The sequence below is a fragment of the Isoptericola sp. NPDC019482 genome, from assembly GCF_040632295.1.
Taxonomy (GTDB): Bacteria; Actinomycetota; Actinomycetes; order Actinomycetales; family Cellulomonadaceae; genus Isoptericola.
Genome location: NZ_JBEYBQ010000012.1, coordinates 22,372 through 38,182 on the forward strand (window position 1 = coordinate 22,372; position 15,811 = coordinate 38,182).

The 15,811-nt window shown below is 75.7% G+C and carries 14 protein-coding genes; 4 read left to right on the forward strand and 10 right to left on the reverse strand.

Features of this window, described 5'->3' with window-relative positions; translation table 11 throughout:
• Nucleotides 1-10: 10 nt before the first annotated feature.
• The 4 genes from ABZ493_RS10300 to ABZ493_RS10315 all read right to left on the reverse strand — a co-directional run bounded on the left by ABZ493_RS10300 (nucleotide 11) and on the right by ABZ493_RS10315 (nucleotide 5,173).
• A complete protein-coding gene (locus tag ABZ493_RS10300; RefSeq protein WP_430582075.1) occupies nucleotides 11-682 on the reverse strand; it encodes a hypothetical protein in 672 nt (223 codons plus the stop codon).
• Between the two features lie 214 nt (nucleotides 683-896).
• Nucleotides 897-2,051 (reverse strand): aminotransferase class I/II-fold pyridoxal phosphate-dependent enzyme, encoded by a 1,155-nt coding sequence (locus ABZ493_RS10305; protein WP_430582076.1) that lies wholly within the window; start codon nucleotides 2,049-2,051, stop codon nucleotides 897-899.
• Between the two features lie 162 nt (nucleotides 2,052-2,213).
• On the reverse strand, nucleotides 2,214-3,788 hold the full coding sequence (locus ABZ493_RS10310; RefSeq protein ID WP_430582077.1) for a pyridoxal-dependent decarboxylase: 1,575 nt from the start codon (nucleotides 3,786-3,788) through the stop codon (nucleotides 2,214-2,216).
• Entirely contained in the window at nucleotides 3,785-5,173 is a 1,389-nt protein-coding gene (locus ABZ493_RS10315; protein WP_430582078.1) for an MFS transporter, read from the reverse strand. Before ABZ493_RS10315 ends, ABZ493_RS10310 begins: the two co-directional genes overlap by 4 nt.
• Before the next feature lie 57 nt (nucleotides 5,174-5,230).
• On the opposite strand from ABZ493_RS10315, the gene ABZ493_RS10320 reads away from it, so the two are divergent.
• A complete protein-coding gene (locus ABZ493_RS10320; protein ID WP_430582079.1) occupies nucleotides 5,231-6,190 on the forward strand; it encodes an aldo/keto reductase in 960 nt (319 codons plus the stop codon).
• Nucleotides 6,191-6,315: 125 nt separating this feature from the next.
• Here the strand turns inward: ABZ493_RS10320 and ABZ493_RS10325 are convergent, their stop codons facing one another.
• The 3 genes from ABZ493_RS10325 to ABZ493_RS10335 are packed head-to-tail and all read right to left on the reverse strand — an operon-like array spanning nucleotide 6,316 to nucleotide 10,037.
• Nucleotides 6,316-7,509, reverse strand: a complete 1,194-nt coding sequence (locus tag ABZ493_RS10325; protein ID WP_430582080.1) for an acyl-CoA dehydrogenase family protein — start codon at nucleotides 7,507-7,509, stop codon at nucleotides 6,316-6,318.
• A gap of 21 nt (nucleotides 7,510-7,530) precedes the next feature.
• Nucleotides 7,531-8,604: a CNNM domain-containing protein gene (locus ABZ493_RS10330; RefSeq protein ID WP_430582081.1), complete on the reverse strand. Its 1,074-nt coding sequence runs from the start codon at nucleotides 8,602-8,604 to the stop codon at nucleotides 7,531-7,533.
• The gene (locus ABZ493_RS10335) at nucleotides 8,601-10,037 is read right to left on the reverse strand and encodes a hemolysin family protein (RefSeq protein ID WP_430582082.1); all 1,437 of its coding nucleotides are present in this window, start codon (nucleotides 10,035-10,037) and stop codon (nucleotides 8,601-8,603) included. The genes ABZ493_RS10330 and ABZ493_RS10335 overlap by 4 nt, the downstream gene beginning before the upstream one ends.
• Nucleotides 10,038-10,331: 294 nt before the next feature.
• Here ABZ493_RS10335 and ABZ493_RS10340 point away from each other — a divergent pair, with 294 nt between their 5' ends.
• On the forward strand, nucleotides 10,332-11,909 hold the full coding sequence (locus ABZ493_RS10340) for an AMP-binding protein (protein WP_430582153.1): 1,578 nt from the start codon (nucleotides 10,332-10,334) through the stop codon (nucleotides 11,907-11,909).
• Between the two features lie 42 nt (nucleotides 11,910-11,951).
• Nucleotides 11,952-13,130, forward strand: coding sequence for a D-alanine--D-alanine ligase family protein (locus ABZ493_RS10345; RefSeq protein WP_430582083.1), 1,179 nt, complete (start codon nucleotides 11,952-11,954; stop codon nucleotides 13,128-13,130).
• A 33-nt stretch (nucleotides 13,131-13,163) separates the two neighbouring features.
• Here ABZ493_RS10345 and ABZ493_RS10350 read toward each other — a convergent pair whose 3' ends face one another.
• Together ABZ493_RS10350 and ABZ493_RS10355 are read right to left on the reverse strand one after the other, a co-directional pair.
• Entirely contained in the window at nucleotides 13,164-13,577 is a 414-nt protein-coding gene (locus ABZ493_RS10350; RefSeq protein WP_430582084.1) for a VOC family protein, read from the reverse strand.
• 57 nt (nucleotides 13,578-13,634) lie between these two features.
• The gene (locus ABZ493_RS10355; protein WP_430582085.1) at nucleotides 13,635-14,120 is read right to left on the reverse strand and encodes a DUF3515 family protein; all 486 of its coding nucleotides are present in this window, start codon (nucleotides 14,118-14,120) and stop codon (nucleotides 13,635-13,637) included.
• Nucleotides 14,121-14,172: 52 nt separating this feature from the next.
• Here ABZ493_RS10355 and ABZ493_RS10360 point away from each other — a divergent pair, with 52 nt between their 5' ends.
• On the forward strand, nucleotides 14,173-15,195 hold the full coding sequence (locus tag ABZ493_RS10360; RefSeq protein ID WP_430582086.1) for a thiamine-phosphate kinase: 1,023 nt from the start codon (nucleotides 14,173-14,175) through the stop codon (nucleotides 15,193-15,195).
• 13 nt (nucleotides 15,196-15,208) lie between these two features.
• Here the strand turns inward: ABZ493_RS10360 and ABZ493_RS10365 are convergent, their stop codons facing one another.
• Nucleotides 15,209-15,727, reverse strand: coding sequence for a GNAT family N-acetyltransferase (locus tag ABZ493_RS10365; protein WP_430582087.1), 519 nt, complete (start codon nucleotides 15,725-15,727; stop codon nucleotides 15,209-15,211).
• Nucleotides 15,728-15,811: the final 84 nt, after the last annotated feature.

The window sequence follows — 15,811 nt, forward strand, 5'->3', positions numbered from 1 at the left end:
CGGGCGGCGGTCAGCCGTCCGCCGGGTCCTGCACGTCCACGACGACGCGCGCCGGGTCCTCCAGCGCGAACACGCGGAACGGCAGGCCGGGCTCGTCCACGCCGACGAACGCCGTCGTGTACCCCTCGAACCAGAACCGGTAGACGACCTCCTCGACGGCCTCCGTGCCCTCGGGGTCGATCGTGGCGCCGTCGTACTCGGTGATGTCCGGGTCCTCGCCGGGCATCGCCATGCCCGACAGGCGCACCTGCAGCACGCCGTCGCCGTCGACCGCCACCGGGTCCCCGCTGCCGTCGTCGGCCGCCGCGTCCACGTACTCCACGCTCCAGCCGGCAGCGCCCGTGCCCTCCATGTCGAGGACGACGCGGTCGAAGCCGTCGTGCCGCCCGACCCGGACGTCGGTGACCACGAGCGCGGCGTCGGCGCTCGGGTCCGCGGTGTCGGGCGACGCGTCGGCGGCGAACGGGACGTCCGAGGTCGGGTCGTCGCCGGTCGTGCTGTCGCCGGTCGGGTCGTCGCCGGCGGTGCTCTCCGCCGGCGGCGACGCGGGCTCCGGAGACGCCGTCGAGCCCGGACCGTCGGGGCCGGTGCCGGCGCACGCGGCGAGGGTCAGGGCGAGGAACGCCGTTGCGGCGCGGCCCACGGGGCGGCGAGCCCCGGGACGGGTCCTGGTGCTGGTCATGGCGCCTCCCGTGGTCGGCCGCCGCACGGCGGTGGCACGACCGTACGCAGCCGCGGACGTTCCTGCACCGGGGCGCCGCGCCCCCGACGGCGCCTGGTGTGGCACGAGCGGCGTTGGACGTCGGCACGCACGAGCCCGCGCGACACGCCGCCGACCTGGCGGGCCCGCGCGATCGCCTGCTCGCCGGGAGCTGCGGGCGGTGGGCCGACGCGCGTCAGGCGGCGGGGCCCGCCCCCGTGCGCAGCGCCTGGTCCAGGTCCGCCCAGAGGTCCTCGACGTCCTCGACGCCCACGGACAGGCGCAGGAGGTCCTCGGGCACGGTGGGGGACTCGGTCGCGAACCGCCGGCGGCGCTCCAGCGTGGACTCGACGCCGCCGAGCGACGTCGCGGGCACCCACAGGCGAACAGCGGCGACGACGGCGTCCGCGGCGGCGGGGCCGCCGTGCGGCCGGAGGCCGAGGATCGCGCCGAAGCCGTTCATGAGGCCGGCGGCGCGCTCGTGCCCGGGGTCGCCGGGCAGCGACGGGTGCCGCACCTCGGCGACGCCCGGGTGCTCCGCGAGGCGGCGGGCGAGCTCCGCCGCCGAGGCGCCCGCTCGCTCCACCCGCAGGTGCAGCGTGCGCAGGCCGCGCAGGGCGAGCCACACCTCCATCGGGCCGGGGATGGCGCCGTGCAGGGTGCGGTACGCCCGCAGCCCGGCGGCGAGCTCGTCGTCGCGGGTCACGGCGGCGCCGAGCACGACGTCGGAGTGGCCCGCCAGGTACTTGGTCACGGAGTGCACGACGACGTCCGCGCCGAGGTCGAGGGGGCGCTGGCCGAGCGGCGTCGCGAACGTGTTGTCGACGACGGTGCGCACGCCGCGCTCGCGCGCGGCCGTGAGGATCGCGGGCAGGTCCGCGACCTCGAGCATCGGGTTGGTCGGCGACTCGGCGAGCAGCACGTCCGCGCCGTCGAGCGCGGCCACGACCTGGTCGGTGTCGGCGATGTCGACCCGACGTACGTCGACCCCGTGCCGGGCGGCGAGGTCGTCGAGGTAGCCCAGCGACACCTGGTACGCGTGCCGCGGCACGACGACCGCGCCGCCGTCGGGCACGTCGCCGACGGCCGCGATCACGGCCGCCATGCCCGAGCCGAAGACGACGCCGTGAGTGGCGCCCTCGAGCGCGGCGAGCGCCTCCTCGAACGGGTGCCACGTCTCGGTGTCCATCCGCGTGTACAGCAGCTCCCCGGGCCCCGTCACGCCCTGGTTCACGTACGTGGAGCTGAGCACGACCGGCGGGTTCACCGGCCCGCCCTGGACGCGAGGCGGGCGGCCCGCCGTGACGGCGAGGGTGGCGGGGGAGAGGGGTCCGTGCGGGTCGTGCGTCATGGCCGCAGGGTACGACGGCGCCCGGGGCCGGCGACGCCCCGTCCCACCGACCTGTCAGAGCCAGGACCGGGTATACACCGACCTGGCTCTGACAAGTCCCCGGCCGCGCCAGTTGTCAGAGCCACGGCGTGCTATATGCCGACGTGGCTCTGACAACTCGGGTCAGACGGCGGGGCGCGGCTCGACCAGGCGGGCAAGCAGCTCGACCAGCAGGCGCTCGACGAGCGGCGCGGGCAGAGCCTCGACGAGCGCCAGCAGCGGCGCCATGGGCCCGACGCCGGGCGCGGCGTCCGGGTCGCCGCCGACCCCTCCCAGGCCGACCGCGTCCAGCAGGGCCGCCGCCGTCGCGGAGTCGAGGGGCGTGGCGGGGTCGAGGGGCGGGAGGGCGCTGAGCAGCGTGCCGGCGTCGGGCCTGGGCAGGCCGCGGACGTCGTCGGCCGCCGCGCGCAGCACGGGCACGAGCTCGCCGAGCACCCCCTCGGTCACCGGGGTGACGGTGAGGTGCGTGGTGTGCGGCAGGCGGGTGCCGTCGGACTGCTCCAGGCCGGGCTGGGCCTGGAGCGTCCAGCCGCGTGCGGCGACGGCGTCCGCCCACAGGTGCGGGTCGACGCGCCGGTCCGCGGGCACGGCGTCGTCGGCGGCGACGGCGAGGAGCGGCCCGACGGGGGAGCCGATGACGCGCAGCCCGTCGATCCCGGCAGGTCCGTCCACCGCGTCGCGCAGCGCGAGGGTGGCACGCCGGGCGCGGCCGGCGAGCGTCGCGAGCCCGTCCGTGCCGAGGGCCTGCAGGATCGCCCACGCGGCGGCCAGCGGTCCGCCCGAGCGTGAGCCGAGCAGCGTCGGGTTCACCACGGGGTAGCCCGGCCACCGGGTGGTGGCGAAGTACTGCGCCCGCTGGCGGTCGCGGTCGCGGTGCAGCAGCACCGACGCGCCCTTGGGGGCGAAGGCGTACTTGTGCAGGTCGGCGCTCACGCTGGTGACGCCGGTCACGCGCAGGTCCCAGGCGGGCAGGCCGGGCCAGAACGGCAGGGCGAAGCCGCCGATGCACGCGTCCACGTGCACGGGCACCCCCTCCGAGGAGGCGAGGGCCGCGACGTCGGCCACCGGGTCGGCCGCGGCGTGCGGGTACGACGGCGCGGAGACGACGACGAGCGCGACGTCGGAGGCCCCCTGCGGGCCGGCGGCCAGGCGCGCGCCGAGCGCCGCGGCGTCCACGGCGCCCGCCGTCGGGCCGTCGACGGCGACGGGCACGAGGTCGAGCTCCAGCCCGTACAGGTGCGCGGCCTTCTGGAACGCGGCGTGGACCGTGATCGGCGCGACCAGCCGGGGGCGAGCCTCACCCGGCCGCAACCCGCGGGCGGCGAGCCACGTGTCGCGCGCGGACTGCACCGCGAGCAGGCAGCTCTCCGTGCCGCCGCTGGTCACGGTGCCGACGGTGTCGGCGTCGCCGCCGAGCAGGTCGCGCGCGAAGGCCACGACGTCGCGCTCCAGGGCGGCCACCGAGCCGAACGTCGTCGGGTCGAGCCCGTTGACGGGCTGCATGGCGCGGGCCGCGTCGCCCGCGAGCGCGTCCAGCTCGGGCACGCCCGGGTCGTAGACGTAGCTGAGCACGCGGCCGCCGTGGGTGGGGGCGTCGTGCCGACGCAGGGCAGCCAGCGTGGCGAGCACGGCGGCGGGTTCCTGAGCCAGGTCGAAGCGATCGTCGAGAGCGTCGGCGGGCAGGGCGGGGCGGTTCACGGGGTCTCCTGGTGGTCGGGCGTGCCGAGGGTGGGGGCGGGGCGGGCGGAGTCCACGTCGCGCCGGCGCAGCGGGTAGCGACCGAGCGGCAGCAGGCTCGCGGCCACGAGCAGCGCGGGCAGGAGGCTGAACGACGCGACGATGCCGAGCACGGCGGCGTCGGGCTGGGCGACGGCCTGCCCGCCGGTGGACTCGACGTAGCCGGTGACGGCCAGGACCACGGTCAGCAGCGTGGTGCCGAGCGCCATGCCGGTGGTCTCGCCCGCGGTCCAGACGCCGCCGAACGCGCCGGCCCGGTCCGTGCGCGTCACGTGGGCGTCGTGCGCGATGACGTCGGGCAGCATCGCCATCGGCAGCGACTGCATCCCGGCGTACGCCGCGCCCGCCAGGGCGACGGGCCCGTACACCCAGGCGCCGGGAGCCCAGGCGAGGGGGAGCAGCGCGAGCGCCGCCACGGCGAACAGCACGGACGCCATCCGGAACGCCCGCTCCTTGCCGACGCGGCGCGCGAGGACGCCCCAGCCCGGCGTCACGACGAGCGCCGGCCCCACCAGGGCGACGAACAGGAACGTCACCGCTGCGGTGTCGCGCAGCACCCACGTCGCGACGTACTGGGCGCCCGCGAGCATGGCGCCGGTGGCCAGGGCCTGCAGCACGAAGGTGCCGAGCAGCGTGCGGAACGGTCGGCTCGAGCGCAGCAGCCCGACGCCCTCGCGGTAGTGCGCGGCCAGGCGGGCGCGTGCCGGGACCGGCCGGGGCGGGGCGGGCGGCCCCGCGGAGGCCTCGACCGTCGACGCGACGAGCAGCGCCGCCCCCAGCACGAGGGCCGCCGCCACGGCCATCAGCAGGTAGCCGAGCCGCTCGTCGTCGCCCCCGAGGCCGCGCAGCGCGGGCCCGCCGCCGCCGAACAGCAGGATCGCGGCGGTGAGCACCACCACCCGCGCGGTCAGGAGGCGGGTGCGGGCGTCGTAGGTGTCGGCGAGCTCGGCGGGCAGGGCGATGTACGGCACCTGGAAGAGGCTGAACGCCGTCGCTGCCGCGAGGAACGCGAGGAGCACCCAGGTCGCGGCGGCCGCGGGGGCGAGGGAGGCGGGGACGGCGAACGTCAGGGTGAAGAACACCGGCAGGGCGAGGCCGCCCACCACCATGAGGCGCCGACGACGGCCGGTGCGGGCGCGCTCGCGGTCGCTGGCGGCGCCGATCAGCGGGTCGATGACGACGTCCCACACCTTCGCCGCGGTGACCAGGAGGCCCGCGAGCCCGGCCGCGACGCCGAGCGTGTCGGTGAGGTAGAAGACCAGCACCAGCCCGGGGAGCGTCGCGAACCCGCCGGTACCGACGGACCCGACGGCGTACCGGGCGACCGTGCCCCTGCGCAGCGTCATGAGGCGGGATCGTAGCGGCCCGGGAATGCCGCGGGCGCCGCCGTGCTTGTGCGTGCTGTGACCCAGGCGACGAACTCTGCCCCGGCCGGCCCCGCGCTCGGCTCCCTCGACCTCGACGCGGCGCCCCTGGTGCTGGGCGGCAACGTGTTCGGCTGGACGGCCGACGACGCGGCGTCCTTCGCCGTCCTCGACGCGTTCGTCGACGCCGGCGGCCGGATGCTCGACACGGCCGACGGCTACTCCGCCTGGGTGCCCGGCAACTCCGGGGGAGAGAGCGAGGCGACGATCGGACGCTGGCTGGCCCACACCGGGCGCCGCGACGACGTGCTGGTCGCGACCAAGGTCTCCACGCACCCGGAGTTCCGCGGGCTGGCGGCGCCGACCGTGCGCGCGGCGGCGGAGGCGTCCCTGAAGCGGCTGGGCACCGACCGCATCGACCTGTACTACGCGCACTTCGACGACGCCGACACCCCGCTTTCGGAGACTGCCGCGGCGTTCTCGGCACTCGTCGACGACGGCCTCGTGCGCGAGATCGGCGTCTCGAACTACACGCCGGAGCGGATCGACGAGTGGTTCGCCGCCGTCGACGCCGCCGGGCTGCACCGCCCCGTGGCCCTGCAGCCGCACTACAACCTCGTGGAGCGCGGCTTCGAGGACGGGCTGCGGCGGGCCGCCGAGCGGCACGGGCTCGGGGTGCTGCCGTACTACGCGCTCGCCTCCGGCTTCCTCGCCGGGACCTACCGCGACGGCGAGGCGCCCGACAGCCCGCGTGCCCAGGGCGCGGCGCGCTACCTCGACGACCGCGGGCGGCGCGTGCTGGCCGCTCTCGACGACGTCGCCGCCGCCCACGACGTGCCCGTCGCGTCCGTCGCGCTGGCCTGGCTGCGCGCGCAGCCGACCGTCGTCGCGCCCATCGCCAGCGCCCGGCACACGGGTCAGCTCGGGGCGCTGCTGCGCTCCATGACGCTGGAGCTCACCCCCGACGAGCTCGCCCGGCTGGACGGCGCCTCCGCCTGACCCCGGACCTGTCAGAGCCACGCCGGGCTATATCCCTCCGTGGCTCTGACAGGTCGCGAGCTCGGGGAGTTGTCAGAGCCAGGTGGTGCCATACCCCCACGTGGCTCTGACAACTCGGCAGAAGGTCAGACCTCGAGCGGGCCGAGCACCGCCTGCGCGACGGTGGAGTGCGCGGACTCGTCGTCGCTGGGGTGGAAGATGCCGGCCAGGACGTCGCGGTAGAGCCGCCCCAGCTCGGAGCGGTTGAAGTACGTGGAGCCGCCGGAGCAGCGGATCGCCTCGTCCACGACCTGCCGCGCCGTCTCCGTCACGCGGACCTTGAGCCCCGCCGTCGAGCGGAAGAACCCCGCACCCTTGTCGACCTGGGCGTCGACCTCGCCGGCCACCAGGTCGAGCTGCGGCCACAGGCCGTCGAGCGCGAGGGCGGCCGTGCCGATGCGCCAGCGGATGTCCGGGTCCTGCGAGTACGCCTTGCCGGTCTTCATCGAGCGGCGCTTGCCCACCGTCTCGACGGCGAGGGCCAGCGCGCGGTCGGCGACGCCCAGGTACACGCTCGCGAGCAGGATCTCGAAGCTGGTGAAGATGCCCAGCACGTACGGGTCGAGGCTGGGGCCGGGCGCGATACGGCGCAGCACGCGGTCGGCGGGGGCGTGCGCGCCGTCGAGCACGGTGGTGCAGGACTGCGACGCCCGCATGCCGAGCGTGTCCCAGTCGTCCTTGATCTCGAAGCCGCCGCCGTCGCGCGTGACGAAGGCGTGCACGATGCGCGGGTCGTCGGGGTCGGTCGCGTCGTCCAGGCCCATGACGCCCAGGCGGGTCCAGCCGGGGGAGTTGGACGTGAAGATCTTCGTGCCGTGGAAGGAGTACCCGCCCTCACCGTCGGGGCGGGCCTCGGTGCGCGAGCCGAGCAGCACCAGGTCGTTGCCCGCCTCGGAGTAGCCGAAGCCGAAGACCTCGCCGTGCGCGGTCTCCTCGAGCAGCCAGTCGAGGGAGTGGTCGCCGCGTCGCGTGAGGAACCGGGCCACGCCCACCCACACGTGGTGCATGTTCACCGCGAGCGCCGTCGCGGGAGCGGCGCCGGCGAGCCGAGCCTGCTCGCGGGCGGCTTCGCGCAGGGTCAGCCCGGCGCCGCCCAGGTGCTGCGGCACCATGGCCTGGAGGTACCCGGCCGCCTTGAGGTCGGCGAGGTCGTCGGCGAAGTACGCGTTCTCGCGGTCGTACGCCGCCGCGCGGCCGCGGATGGTCTCGAGGAGCTCGTCGGTGAGGATCTGCCGGGGGGTCGAGAGCGGTGACGGCGCGTCGTACGGTGAGGGCGGCATGCCCTCACCGTACGACGACGGTCAGTCGGCCGCGGCGACGGGCTCGGGGAGCAGACGGTGCAGCACGTCGGCCAGCGTGACGACACCCACCGTGCGCCCGTCACGACGCACCAGCGCGAGCTGCTCGCCCGCCTCCCGCAGCAACGAGATCGCCGCGTGCACGGTGGTCGACGCGTCGAGCACGAACGGTGCGCGCGCCACGGGCGCCACGGGGGCGTCGTCGGCGAGCAGCAGGGTGTCGCGCACGTGCACGACGCCGGTCACCTCGCCGTCACCACCGCCGGCGACACTGCCGTCACCACCGCCGTCGACACCGCCGTCGACACCGCCGTCGCGCACCAGGATGCGCAGGTGGCCGGACGCGACGGACGCGGCCCGCACGTCCGCGGCCGTGGCGTCCGTGGTGACGGCGGTGGGGCGTGCGCCCGCCGGCACCAGGGAGTCGACGGTGAGCGTCTCGAGCTCGAGCGCCCCGGCGATCTGCGTGGAGTACGTGGCGTCGAGCGCGCCGACGTTCACGGAGTGCTCCACGAGGTGCCGCAACGTGGCCGGGTCGTGACCCGCCTCGATGTGGTCCACCGGCTCCACGCCGACGGCCCGCAGGCACCGGTTGGCCAGCGCGTTGAGCCAGCGCAGCACGGGCCGGGTGACCCACATGAACGCCCGCATCGGCAGCGCGAGGAGCGTGGCGGACGCCTCGGGGTGCGCGATGGCCCACGACTTGGGGGCCATCTCGCCCACCACGAGGTGCAGGAAGGTGACGATGATCAGCGCGAGCACGAAGCCCGCGACGTCGGCCACCCAGTACGGGGCGCCCCACGCCGCGAACAGCGGCGTGAGCCAGTGGTGCACGGCCGGCTTGGTCACGGCGCCGAGCGCCAGGGTGCAGGCCGTGATGCCGAGCTGCGACCCGGCGAGCAGCAGCGTGAGCTCGGACGAGCTGCGCAGCGCCGCCCGGGCGGAGCGGCTGCGCGGGGCGGCGTCCTCCAGCCGGTGACGGCGCGCCCCGAGCAGGGCGAACTCCACGGCCACGAAGAACGCGCTGAGCGCGATGATGACGACGGTCGCCGCGACGACGACCCACGGGTTGCTCATCGGTCGTCCTCCTTCGCGGGGGCCGGCGTGACGTCCGGGGCGGGCTCGACCGCGCCCTCCCTGCTGTCCTGCGGGGCGTCCTGCGTGGCGTCCTCGAAGAGCCGTACGCGCACCAGGTGGGGCACGTGCCGCTCGACCGAGATCACCTCGACCTCCAGCCGCCGGTGACGGGGTTCGTCGTGCACCAGGTCCGCAGGGTCGGGCGGCAGGTCCACCGTCACCGTGTCGCCGGCGCGGGGGAGCGCGCCGGTCTGCGCGATGAGCAGCCCGGCGACGGTCTCGTGGTCGCCGCGCGGCAGGTCGTGCCCGATGGCGCGCTCCGCCTCGTCGAGGTGGACGTCGCCGCCCATCACCCACGCGCCGTCGTCCTCGGACGACACGGTGACCGGCAGGGCCGGGTCGTGCTCGTCCGTGATCTCGCCGACGAGCTCCTCCGCGAGGTCCTCGAGGGTGAGGACGCCCGCGAAGCCGCCGTACTCGTCGACGACGACGGCGAGCTGGTTGCGGGTGCGCGTCAGCTCGGCGAGGGCGTCGGGCAGCGCCATGAGGGTGGGCAGGACGGTCACCGGCCGCATGAGCTCGGTGACGGGCGCGGCGTCGTCGAGGCCGGTCCGCAGCAGGTCGGTGAGCTGGACGACGCCGAGCGCGCGGTCCTCGTCGTCCACCACCGGGTAGCGGGAGTGGCCGCCCGCCATGAGCGTGCGCAGCTCGCCCACCGTGAGGGCGGGGTCGACGGTGCCGACGCGCGAGCGCGGGATCATGGCGTGCTCGACGTCGTGCTGCGGGAAGTCGAGGATGCGGTCGAGCAGCACCGACAGGTCGTCGGGCAGGTCGCCGCTCTCGCGGGAGTCCGCGACGATGTGCTCCAGGTCGCGGGCGGTGGCGGAGTGCTCGACGTCGTGCACGGGCTCGATGCGCAGCAGCCGCAGCAGCGCGTTCGACGCCTTGTCGAAGACGGCGATGAGCCAGCCGAGCACGGTGAGGTACGCCGTCGTCGAGCCGGCCAGGCGCAGGGCCGTGGGCTCGGGGCGGGCGATGGCGAGGTTCTTCGGGAACAGCTCACCGAAGAGCATCTGCACCAGCGTCGAGACGACGAGGGCCGCGACGGTGCCGACGGCCACGCCCACGCCGGTCGGGACGCCGACGCCGCCGAGCAGGGTGCCCAGCGCGTCGCCCACCAGGGGCTCGGCCACGTAGCCGACCAGCAGGCCGGTCACGGTGATGCCGAGCTGGGCGCCCGAGAGCACGAAGGACGTGCGGCGCGTGACGGCGAGGGCCCGCTTCGCGGTCGCGTCACCGGCTTCCGCGCGGGCGGCGAGCCGGGAGCGGTCCACGGTCATGTAGGCGAACTCCTGGGCGACGAAGTACGCCGTCGCCGCGGTGATCACGAGGATCACCAGGATGCCGAGGAGGAGGGAGAGGACGGCGGTCACCGGTGGCGCACCGCCTCAGGGTCGAGCGGGGTCGGGGGCTGCGTCGAGCCCGGACTATGACTGGGATCGTCGGCGGGCGCGGCCTGGTCCTCGGCCGCGGGCGCCGCGAGGGCGGTCGTGTCGTTCGTGATGTCCACGATCGCCCCAACGTCGCTCCCGCGCCATCGGTTCCCGGCGCTACGCTCCCGTGCACACGGTCGACGAGGACCGTGCCGCACGAAGGGGACCGCCATGTCCGACCTGTTGCCCGAGACCAGCGCCGACACGGGCGTCGACACCGCCGCCGACCGTTCCGTGATCCGCAGCCCGCACCCCGACGTCGAGATCCCCGACGTCACCCTCTACGAGTTCCTCTTCGCGTCGCTCGACGGCGCCGACGCCGACCGGGTCGCGCTGGTCGACGGCCCGAGCGGCGCCACGACGACGTACGGGGAGCTGCGCGACCGCGTGGACGCGATCGCCGGGGCGTTCGCCGCCCGCGGCCTGGCCGTCGGGGACGTCGTGGCCCTGCACAGCCCCAACGTGCCCGCGTTCGTCGCCGTCTTCCACGGCCTGCTGCGGGCCGGCATCACGGTGACCACGATCAACGCGCTCGCCTCCGGCCGCGAGGTGGCCAAGCAGCTCGAGTCGTCGGGGGCGAAGTCGCTCGTGACGGTGTCGGCGCTGCTGCCGGCCGCCGAGGCCGGCGCCGACGCCGCGGGGCTCGCGCCCGCCGACGTCGTCGTGCTCGACGGCGCGGACGGGCACCCGTCGCTCGGCGAGCTCCTCGCGGGCGGCCACGCCGCGCCCGACGTCGCGTTCGACCCGCGCACCCACCTCGCCGTGCTGCCGTACTCGTCCGGCACGACCGGGCTGCCGAAGGGCGTGATGCTCACCCACCGCAACCTCGTGGCGAACGTCGTGCAGACGGAGGCGTACCTGCCCCTCACGCGCGACGACGTCATCCCCGCGGTGCTCCCGTTCTTCCACATCTACGGCATGACGGTGCTGATGAACGGCGCGATCTACCAGCGCTCCACGCTCGTCACGCTGCCGCGGTTCGACCTCGCGGAGTACCTGCGCGTCGTCGAGCAGCACCGGTCCACCGTGCTGTTCGTGGCGCCGCCGATCGCGCTGGCGCTCGCCAAGCACCCCGCGGCCGCCGACCGGGACCTGTCCAGCGTGCGGATCCTCATGTCGGGGGCGGCGCCGTTCGACGAGCACCTGGCCGAGGCCGTGGGCCGCCGGCTGCCCGGTGCCCGGGTGCTGCAGGGCTACGGGATGTCGGAGATGTCGCCGGTGTCGCACGTCGTGCCGGTCGACCGGACCGACATCTCGCCCGGCACGGTCGGCCTGCTGGTGCCGAACATGCTCGCCCGGGTCGTCGACCCGGCGACGGGGGAGGCGATCGCGCCGCCGGCCGAGGGCGTGAGCGCGCCCGGCGAGCTGCTGTGCGCCGGGCCCAACGTCATGGTCGGCTACCTCGCCGACGAGCAGGCCACCCGCGACACCCTCGAGCCGGACGGCTTCCTGCACACCGGCGACATCGTGACGGTCGACGCCGACGGCGCGTTCACCGTCGTCGACCGCCTCAAGGAGCTCATCAAGCACAAGGGCTACCAGGTGGCGCCGGCGGAGCTGGAGGCGCTGCTGCTCACCCACCCCGAGATCGCGGACGCCGCCGTGATCGGCGTCCCCGACCCGGAGTCGGGGGAGGTGCCGAAGGCGTTCGTCGTGCGGGCCGGGGGCAGCACACTCGACGCCGACGACGTGCAGACCTTCGTCGCCGAGCAGGTCGCCCCGTACAAGAAGGTGCGGGTCGTGGAGTTCGTCGACGCGGTCCCGAAGTCCGCCGCGGGCAAGATCCTGCGCAAGGAGCTCCGCGCCCGCTGAGGAGGTCGGGACGGCGGGCCGGGTCCGGTAGGTTGGGCGGCGATGTCCGACGCCACCGCTCCCACGACGAGCCCCGTTCCCGCCGTCCCGACCGCGGGCGACGGCACCCCGCGCAAGACCCGCGTCGCCGTGCTGTTCGGCGGCCGCTCGGGCGAGCACGCCATCTCCGCGTCCACCGCCGCGGGCGTGCTGCGCGCGATCGACCGCGACCGCTACGACGTCGTGCCCGTGGGCATCACGCGTGAGGGCCGCTGGGTGATCGCGGCCGACGACCCGGAGCGCTGGCAGATCACCGACGGCCGCCTGCCGGAGGTGACCGCCGACTCGGGCGCCGAGGTGGTGCTGTCGCTGACGCAGGGCGAGCGCACCCTGCGCGTGCTGGAGCCGGGCCAGGTGCCCGCGCTGCTCGGCGAGGTCGACGTCGTCTTCCCGCTGCTGCACGGCCCGTTCGGCGAGGACGGCACGGTGCAGGGCCTGCTGGAGCTGTCGGACGTGCACTACGTCGGCGCGGGGGTGCTCGCGTCGGCCGTCGGCATGGACAAGCACTTCATGAAGCTCGTCCTCGCGGGCCAGGGCCTCGCCGTCGGCCCGTACGTCGTGATCCGGCCCCGGGACTGGGAGCGGGACCGCGCGGCGTGCGTCGCCGCCGTCGAGCCGCTGGGCCTGCCGCTGTTCGTCAAGCCCGCGCGCGCGGGGTCGTCGCTCGGCATCACGCGCGTCGACGACCTGGCCGACCTGCCCGCCGCCGTCGACGCCGCGCGCGAGCACGACCCCAAGGTCGTCGTGGAGGCCGGGATCGAGGGCCGCGAGATCGAGTGCGCCGTGCTCGGCGGGCACGACGGCGCCCGGGCGCGTGCGTCGCTGCCGGGCGAGATCATCGTCGACCACGACAGCCACGCGTTCTACGACTTCGAGGCGAAGTACCTCGACGAGGCGCACGTCGACCTGCGCTGCCCGGCCGAGCTGCCGCAGCCCGTCATCGACGAGATCCGCGAGGTCGCGGTGCGCACCTTCGAGGCCGTGGAGGCCGAGGGGCTGTCCCGGGTCGACGTCTTCGTCACCCCCGACCAGCGCGTGATCGTCAACGAGATCAACACCATGCCGGGGTTCACGCCGTTCTCGATGTACCCGCGCATGTGGGAGGCCTCGGGCGTGAGCTACCCCGAGCTCGTCGACGAGCTCATCCAGCTCGCCCTCGAGCGGCCGACCGGGCTCCGCTGACCGCCCTGGGCTGACCACGGCCTGCCCGGCGGGTCAGGGCACCACCAGCTCGCCGAGCGGCCCCGGCGCGTGCGCGACCTCCCACAGGAACCCGTCGGGGTCGGTGAAGTAGCCGGAGTAGCCGCCCCACTCGCGCCGGACGCCGTCGCGGACGGTCGCCGCGCCGGCGCGGCGCGCGTGCTCGAGGACGGCGTCCACCTCGGCGGGGCTCGCGACGTTGTGCGCGAGCGTCAGCGGCGCCGTGCCGCCCCGCACCACCGGACCGATCTCCTCGGTGGCGTGCGCCTCGTCCCACATCGACAGCACCACGTGTGGGCCGACCTGGACCATCAGCACCTCGCCGGGCGCCTCGAGGAGCGGTTCCCAGCCCAGGCCCTCCACGTAGAAGCGGCGGGTGGCGGCGAGGTCGGCGACGACGAGGGTGACGAGGCTCAGGCGCTGGTCCATCCCGCCACCGTGCCACGGGCGGCCGACACGCGCGCGGGTGCGCCCGTCAGGCTCCCGTCAGCTGCACTGCGCCGTCGGCGCCACGTTGCTCACGGCCTGGGCGAGGTCGCCGACGAACGACGTCGAGTGGTCCTCGGTGACCGACGGCGGCACCACGACCTCGACGGCGGGCTCGCGGCCGTAGGTGGTGAACCGCCAGGTGCCGTCCTCGCCGGCCTCGACGATCCAGTCGACGGCGCCGCCCGGGGACTCGACCCGCTGGCAGTCGGGGGACGGCCCGGGCGGGGTGACGCCGCAGCGCAGGGTCACGGCGGCCCCGGGCTCGCCCCAGGCGGCGGTGGCCTGCGCGTTGGTCTTCGCCTTCTCGAGGTCGCCCGCGAGCACGTCGGGCAGCGCGAGCATGACGGGCGCGCAGTCCGGGTTCGCGGCGTCGTCGGCGGGCGTGGCGCCGATCGTGGTGGCGCAGGCCGCCAGCGGGAGGACGAGGACGCCCAGCGCGGCGGCGCGGGCGGCACGGGACGACATCAGGACACGGCGGGGCACGGCGACCACGCTACCGGGCGGGACGCGCCCGCCGACCGCCTACAGTCGTCCCGTGACCGACGCCACCCGCACCCTCGTGCGCGACCTGTCCGAGGAGGAGCTGCTCGCCCGGATCTTCCCGCTCCTGCCCGCCGGGTCCGCTACCGTCCTCGGCCCGGGGGACGACGCGGCGGTGGTCGCGGCGCCGGACGCACGGTTCGTCGTCACGACGGACGTGCTCGTCGAGGACCGGCACTTCCGCCGCCGCTGGTCGGGCGGGGAGGACGTCGGCGCGCGGGCGGCGACGGCGAACCTCGCGGACGTCGCGGCGATGGGCGCGCGCCCCACGTCGCTGGTCGTGTCGCTCGTGGTCCCGGGGGACCTGCCGGTCGACTGGGTGACCGGCCTCGCCCGCGGGCTGGCGGACGTGTCCGCGCCGGTCGGGGCGGGCGTCGTGGGCGGGGACCTGTCGGGCGGGGAGGCCGTGGTCGTGGCCGTGACCGCGCACGGCGACCTCGAGGGCCGCGCGCCCGTGACGCGGGCGGGCGCACGGCCCGGCGACGTGCTCGCCTACGCCGGGCACCGCGGGCTGTCGGCGGCGGGCCTCGCGCTGCTCGACGCCGGAGCGGCGGGCCCCGCCGACGCGACGACCGTCGACGACGCGGCAGGTGTCGGCGCCTGCGTCGCCGGCTACCTGCGCCCGGCGGCGCCGCTCGCCGCGGGCCCGACGGCGGCGCGCTGCGGGGCGACCGCGATGCTCGACGTCTCGGACGGGCTGCTGCGCGACGCCGGACGGCTCGCCCGCGCGAGCGGCGTGCGCATCGACGTGGAGACGTCCGCGCTCGCGGCCGACGTCGAGCGGCTGCTGCCCGCCGCCGAGGCGCTGGGCCTGGGCGGCGACGACGCGGCCGGCGCCGCGCTGGGCTGGGCGCTCACCGGGGGAGAGGACCACGGCCTGCTGGCGGCGTTCCCGCCCGACGTCGCGCTCCCGGAGTCGTTCCGGCGGGTAGGGAGCGTGCGGCCCGGGCCGGCCACCGTCACCGTCGACGGCGCGGAGCCCGCCGCGCGCGGCGGGTGGGACCACTTCGGCGGCTGAGGCGCGGGGCGGGTCAGCCGCGGCGGTAGCGGACCTCGGTGACCGGGGTGTCGCCGATGTCGTCCATGCGCTCGACGCCGTCGGCCTGGAAACCGTGGCGGCGGTAGAAGTGCTGCGCCCGCTCGTTCTGCGCGAGCACCCACAGCGACATCGGCACGCCGTCGGGGACGTCGGACAGGACCGTGCGCATGAGGTCGCGGGCCACGCCGCGTCCCCAGGACTCGGGGTCGAGGTAGATCGCGTACAGCTCGAGGTCGCCGTCCTCGGCGTCCTCGTCGCGCGACGGGCCGTAGCTCGCGAAGCCCAGGAGGCGGCCGTCGCCCTCGGCGACGAGCGTGGTGCGGGTGCCCTCGTCGAGGATCTGCTGCCACTGGGCGGCGCGCTCGGTCGCGTCGAGGGAGTCGAGGTACTCGGCCGGCAGCACGCTGGCGTAGGCGCCCTTCCACGAGATGAGGTGCACCTGGGCGATCCGCCCTGCGTCGGTCACCGCGGCGGGCCGGATCTCCACGTCGCTGTCGGTCTGCACGATCATCTGCTCAGGGTGCCACGTCGGCGCCGCGCCGGCCAAGGCCGTTTGGTGAATCCTTCACGAATTCTTTGCCGGTGAGCGCGTGGT

What these genes read in the sequence shown, in the direction of transcription:
- ABZ493_RS10300 (WP_430582075.1), bottom strand. Translation starts at nt 682, where the DNA reads ATGACCAGCACCAGGACCCGTCCCGGGGCTCGCCGCCCCGTGGGCCGC.
- ABZ493_RS10305 (WP_430582076.1), bottom strand. Translation starts at nt 2,051, where the DNA reads ATGACGCACGACCCGCACGGACCCCTCTCCCCCGCCACCCTCGCCGTC.
- ABZ493_RS10315 (WP_430582078.1), bottom strand. Translation starts at nt 5,173, where the DNA reads ATGACGCTGCGCAGGGGCACGGTCGCCCGGTACGCCGTCGGGTCCGTC.
- ABZ493_RS10325 (WP_430582080.1), bottom strand. Translation starts at nt 7,509, where the DNA reads ATGCCGCCCTCACCGTACGACGCGCCGTCACCGCTCTCGACCCCCCGG.
- ABZ493_RS10330 (WP_430582081.1), bottom strand. Translation starts at nt 8,604, where the DNA reads ATGAGCAACCCGTGGGTCGTCGTCGCGGCGACCGTCGTCATCATCGCG.
- ABZ493_RS10345 (WP_430582083.1), top strand. Translation starts at nt 11,952, where the DNA reads ATGTCCGACGCCACCGCTCCCACGACGAGCCCCGTTCCCGCCGTCCCG.
- ABZ493_RS10350 (WP_430582084.1), bottom strand. Translation starts at nt 13,577, where the DNA reads ATGGACCAGCGCCTGAGCCTCGTCACCCTCGTCGTCGCCGACCTCGCC.
- ABZ493_RS10365 (WP_430582087.1), bottom strand. Translation starts at nt 15,727, where the DNA reads ATGATCGTGCAGACCGACAGCGACGTGGAGATCCGGCCCGCCGCGGTG.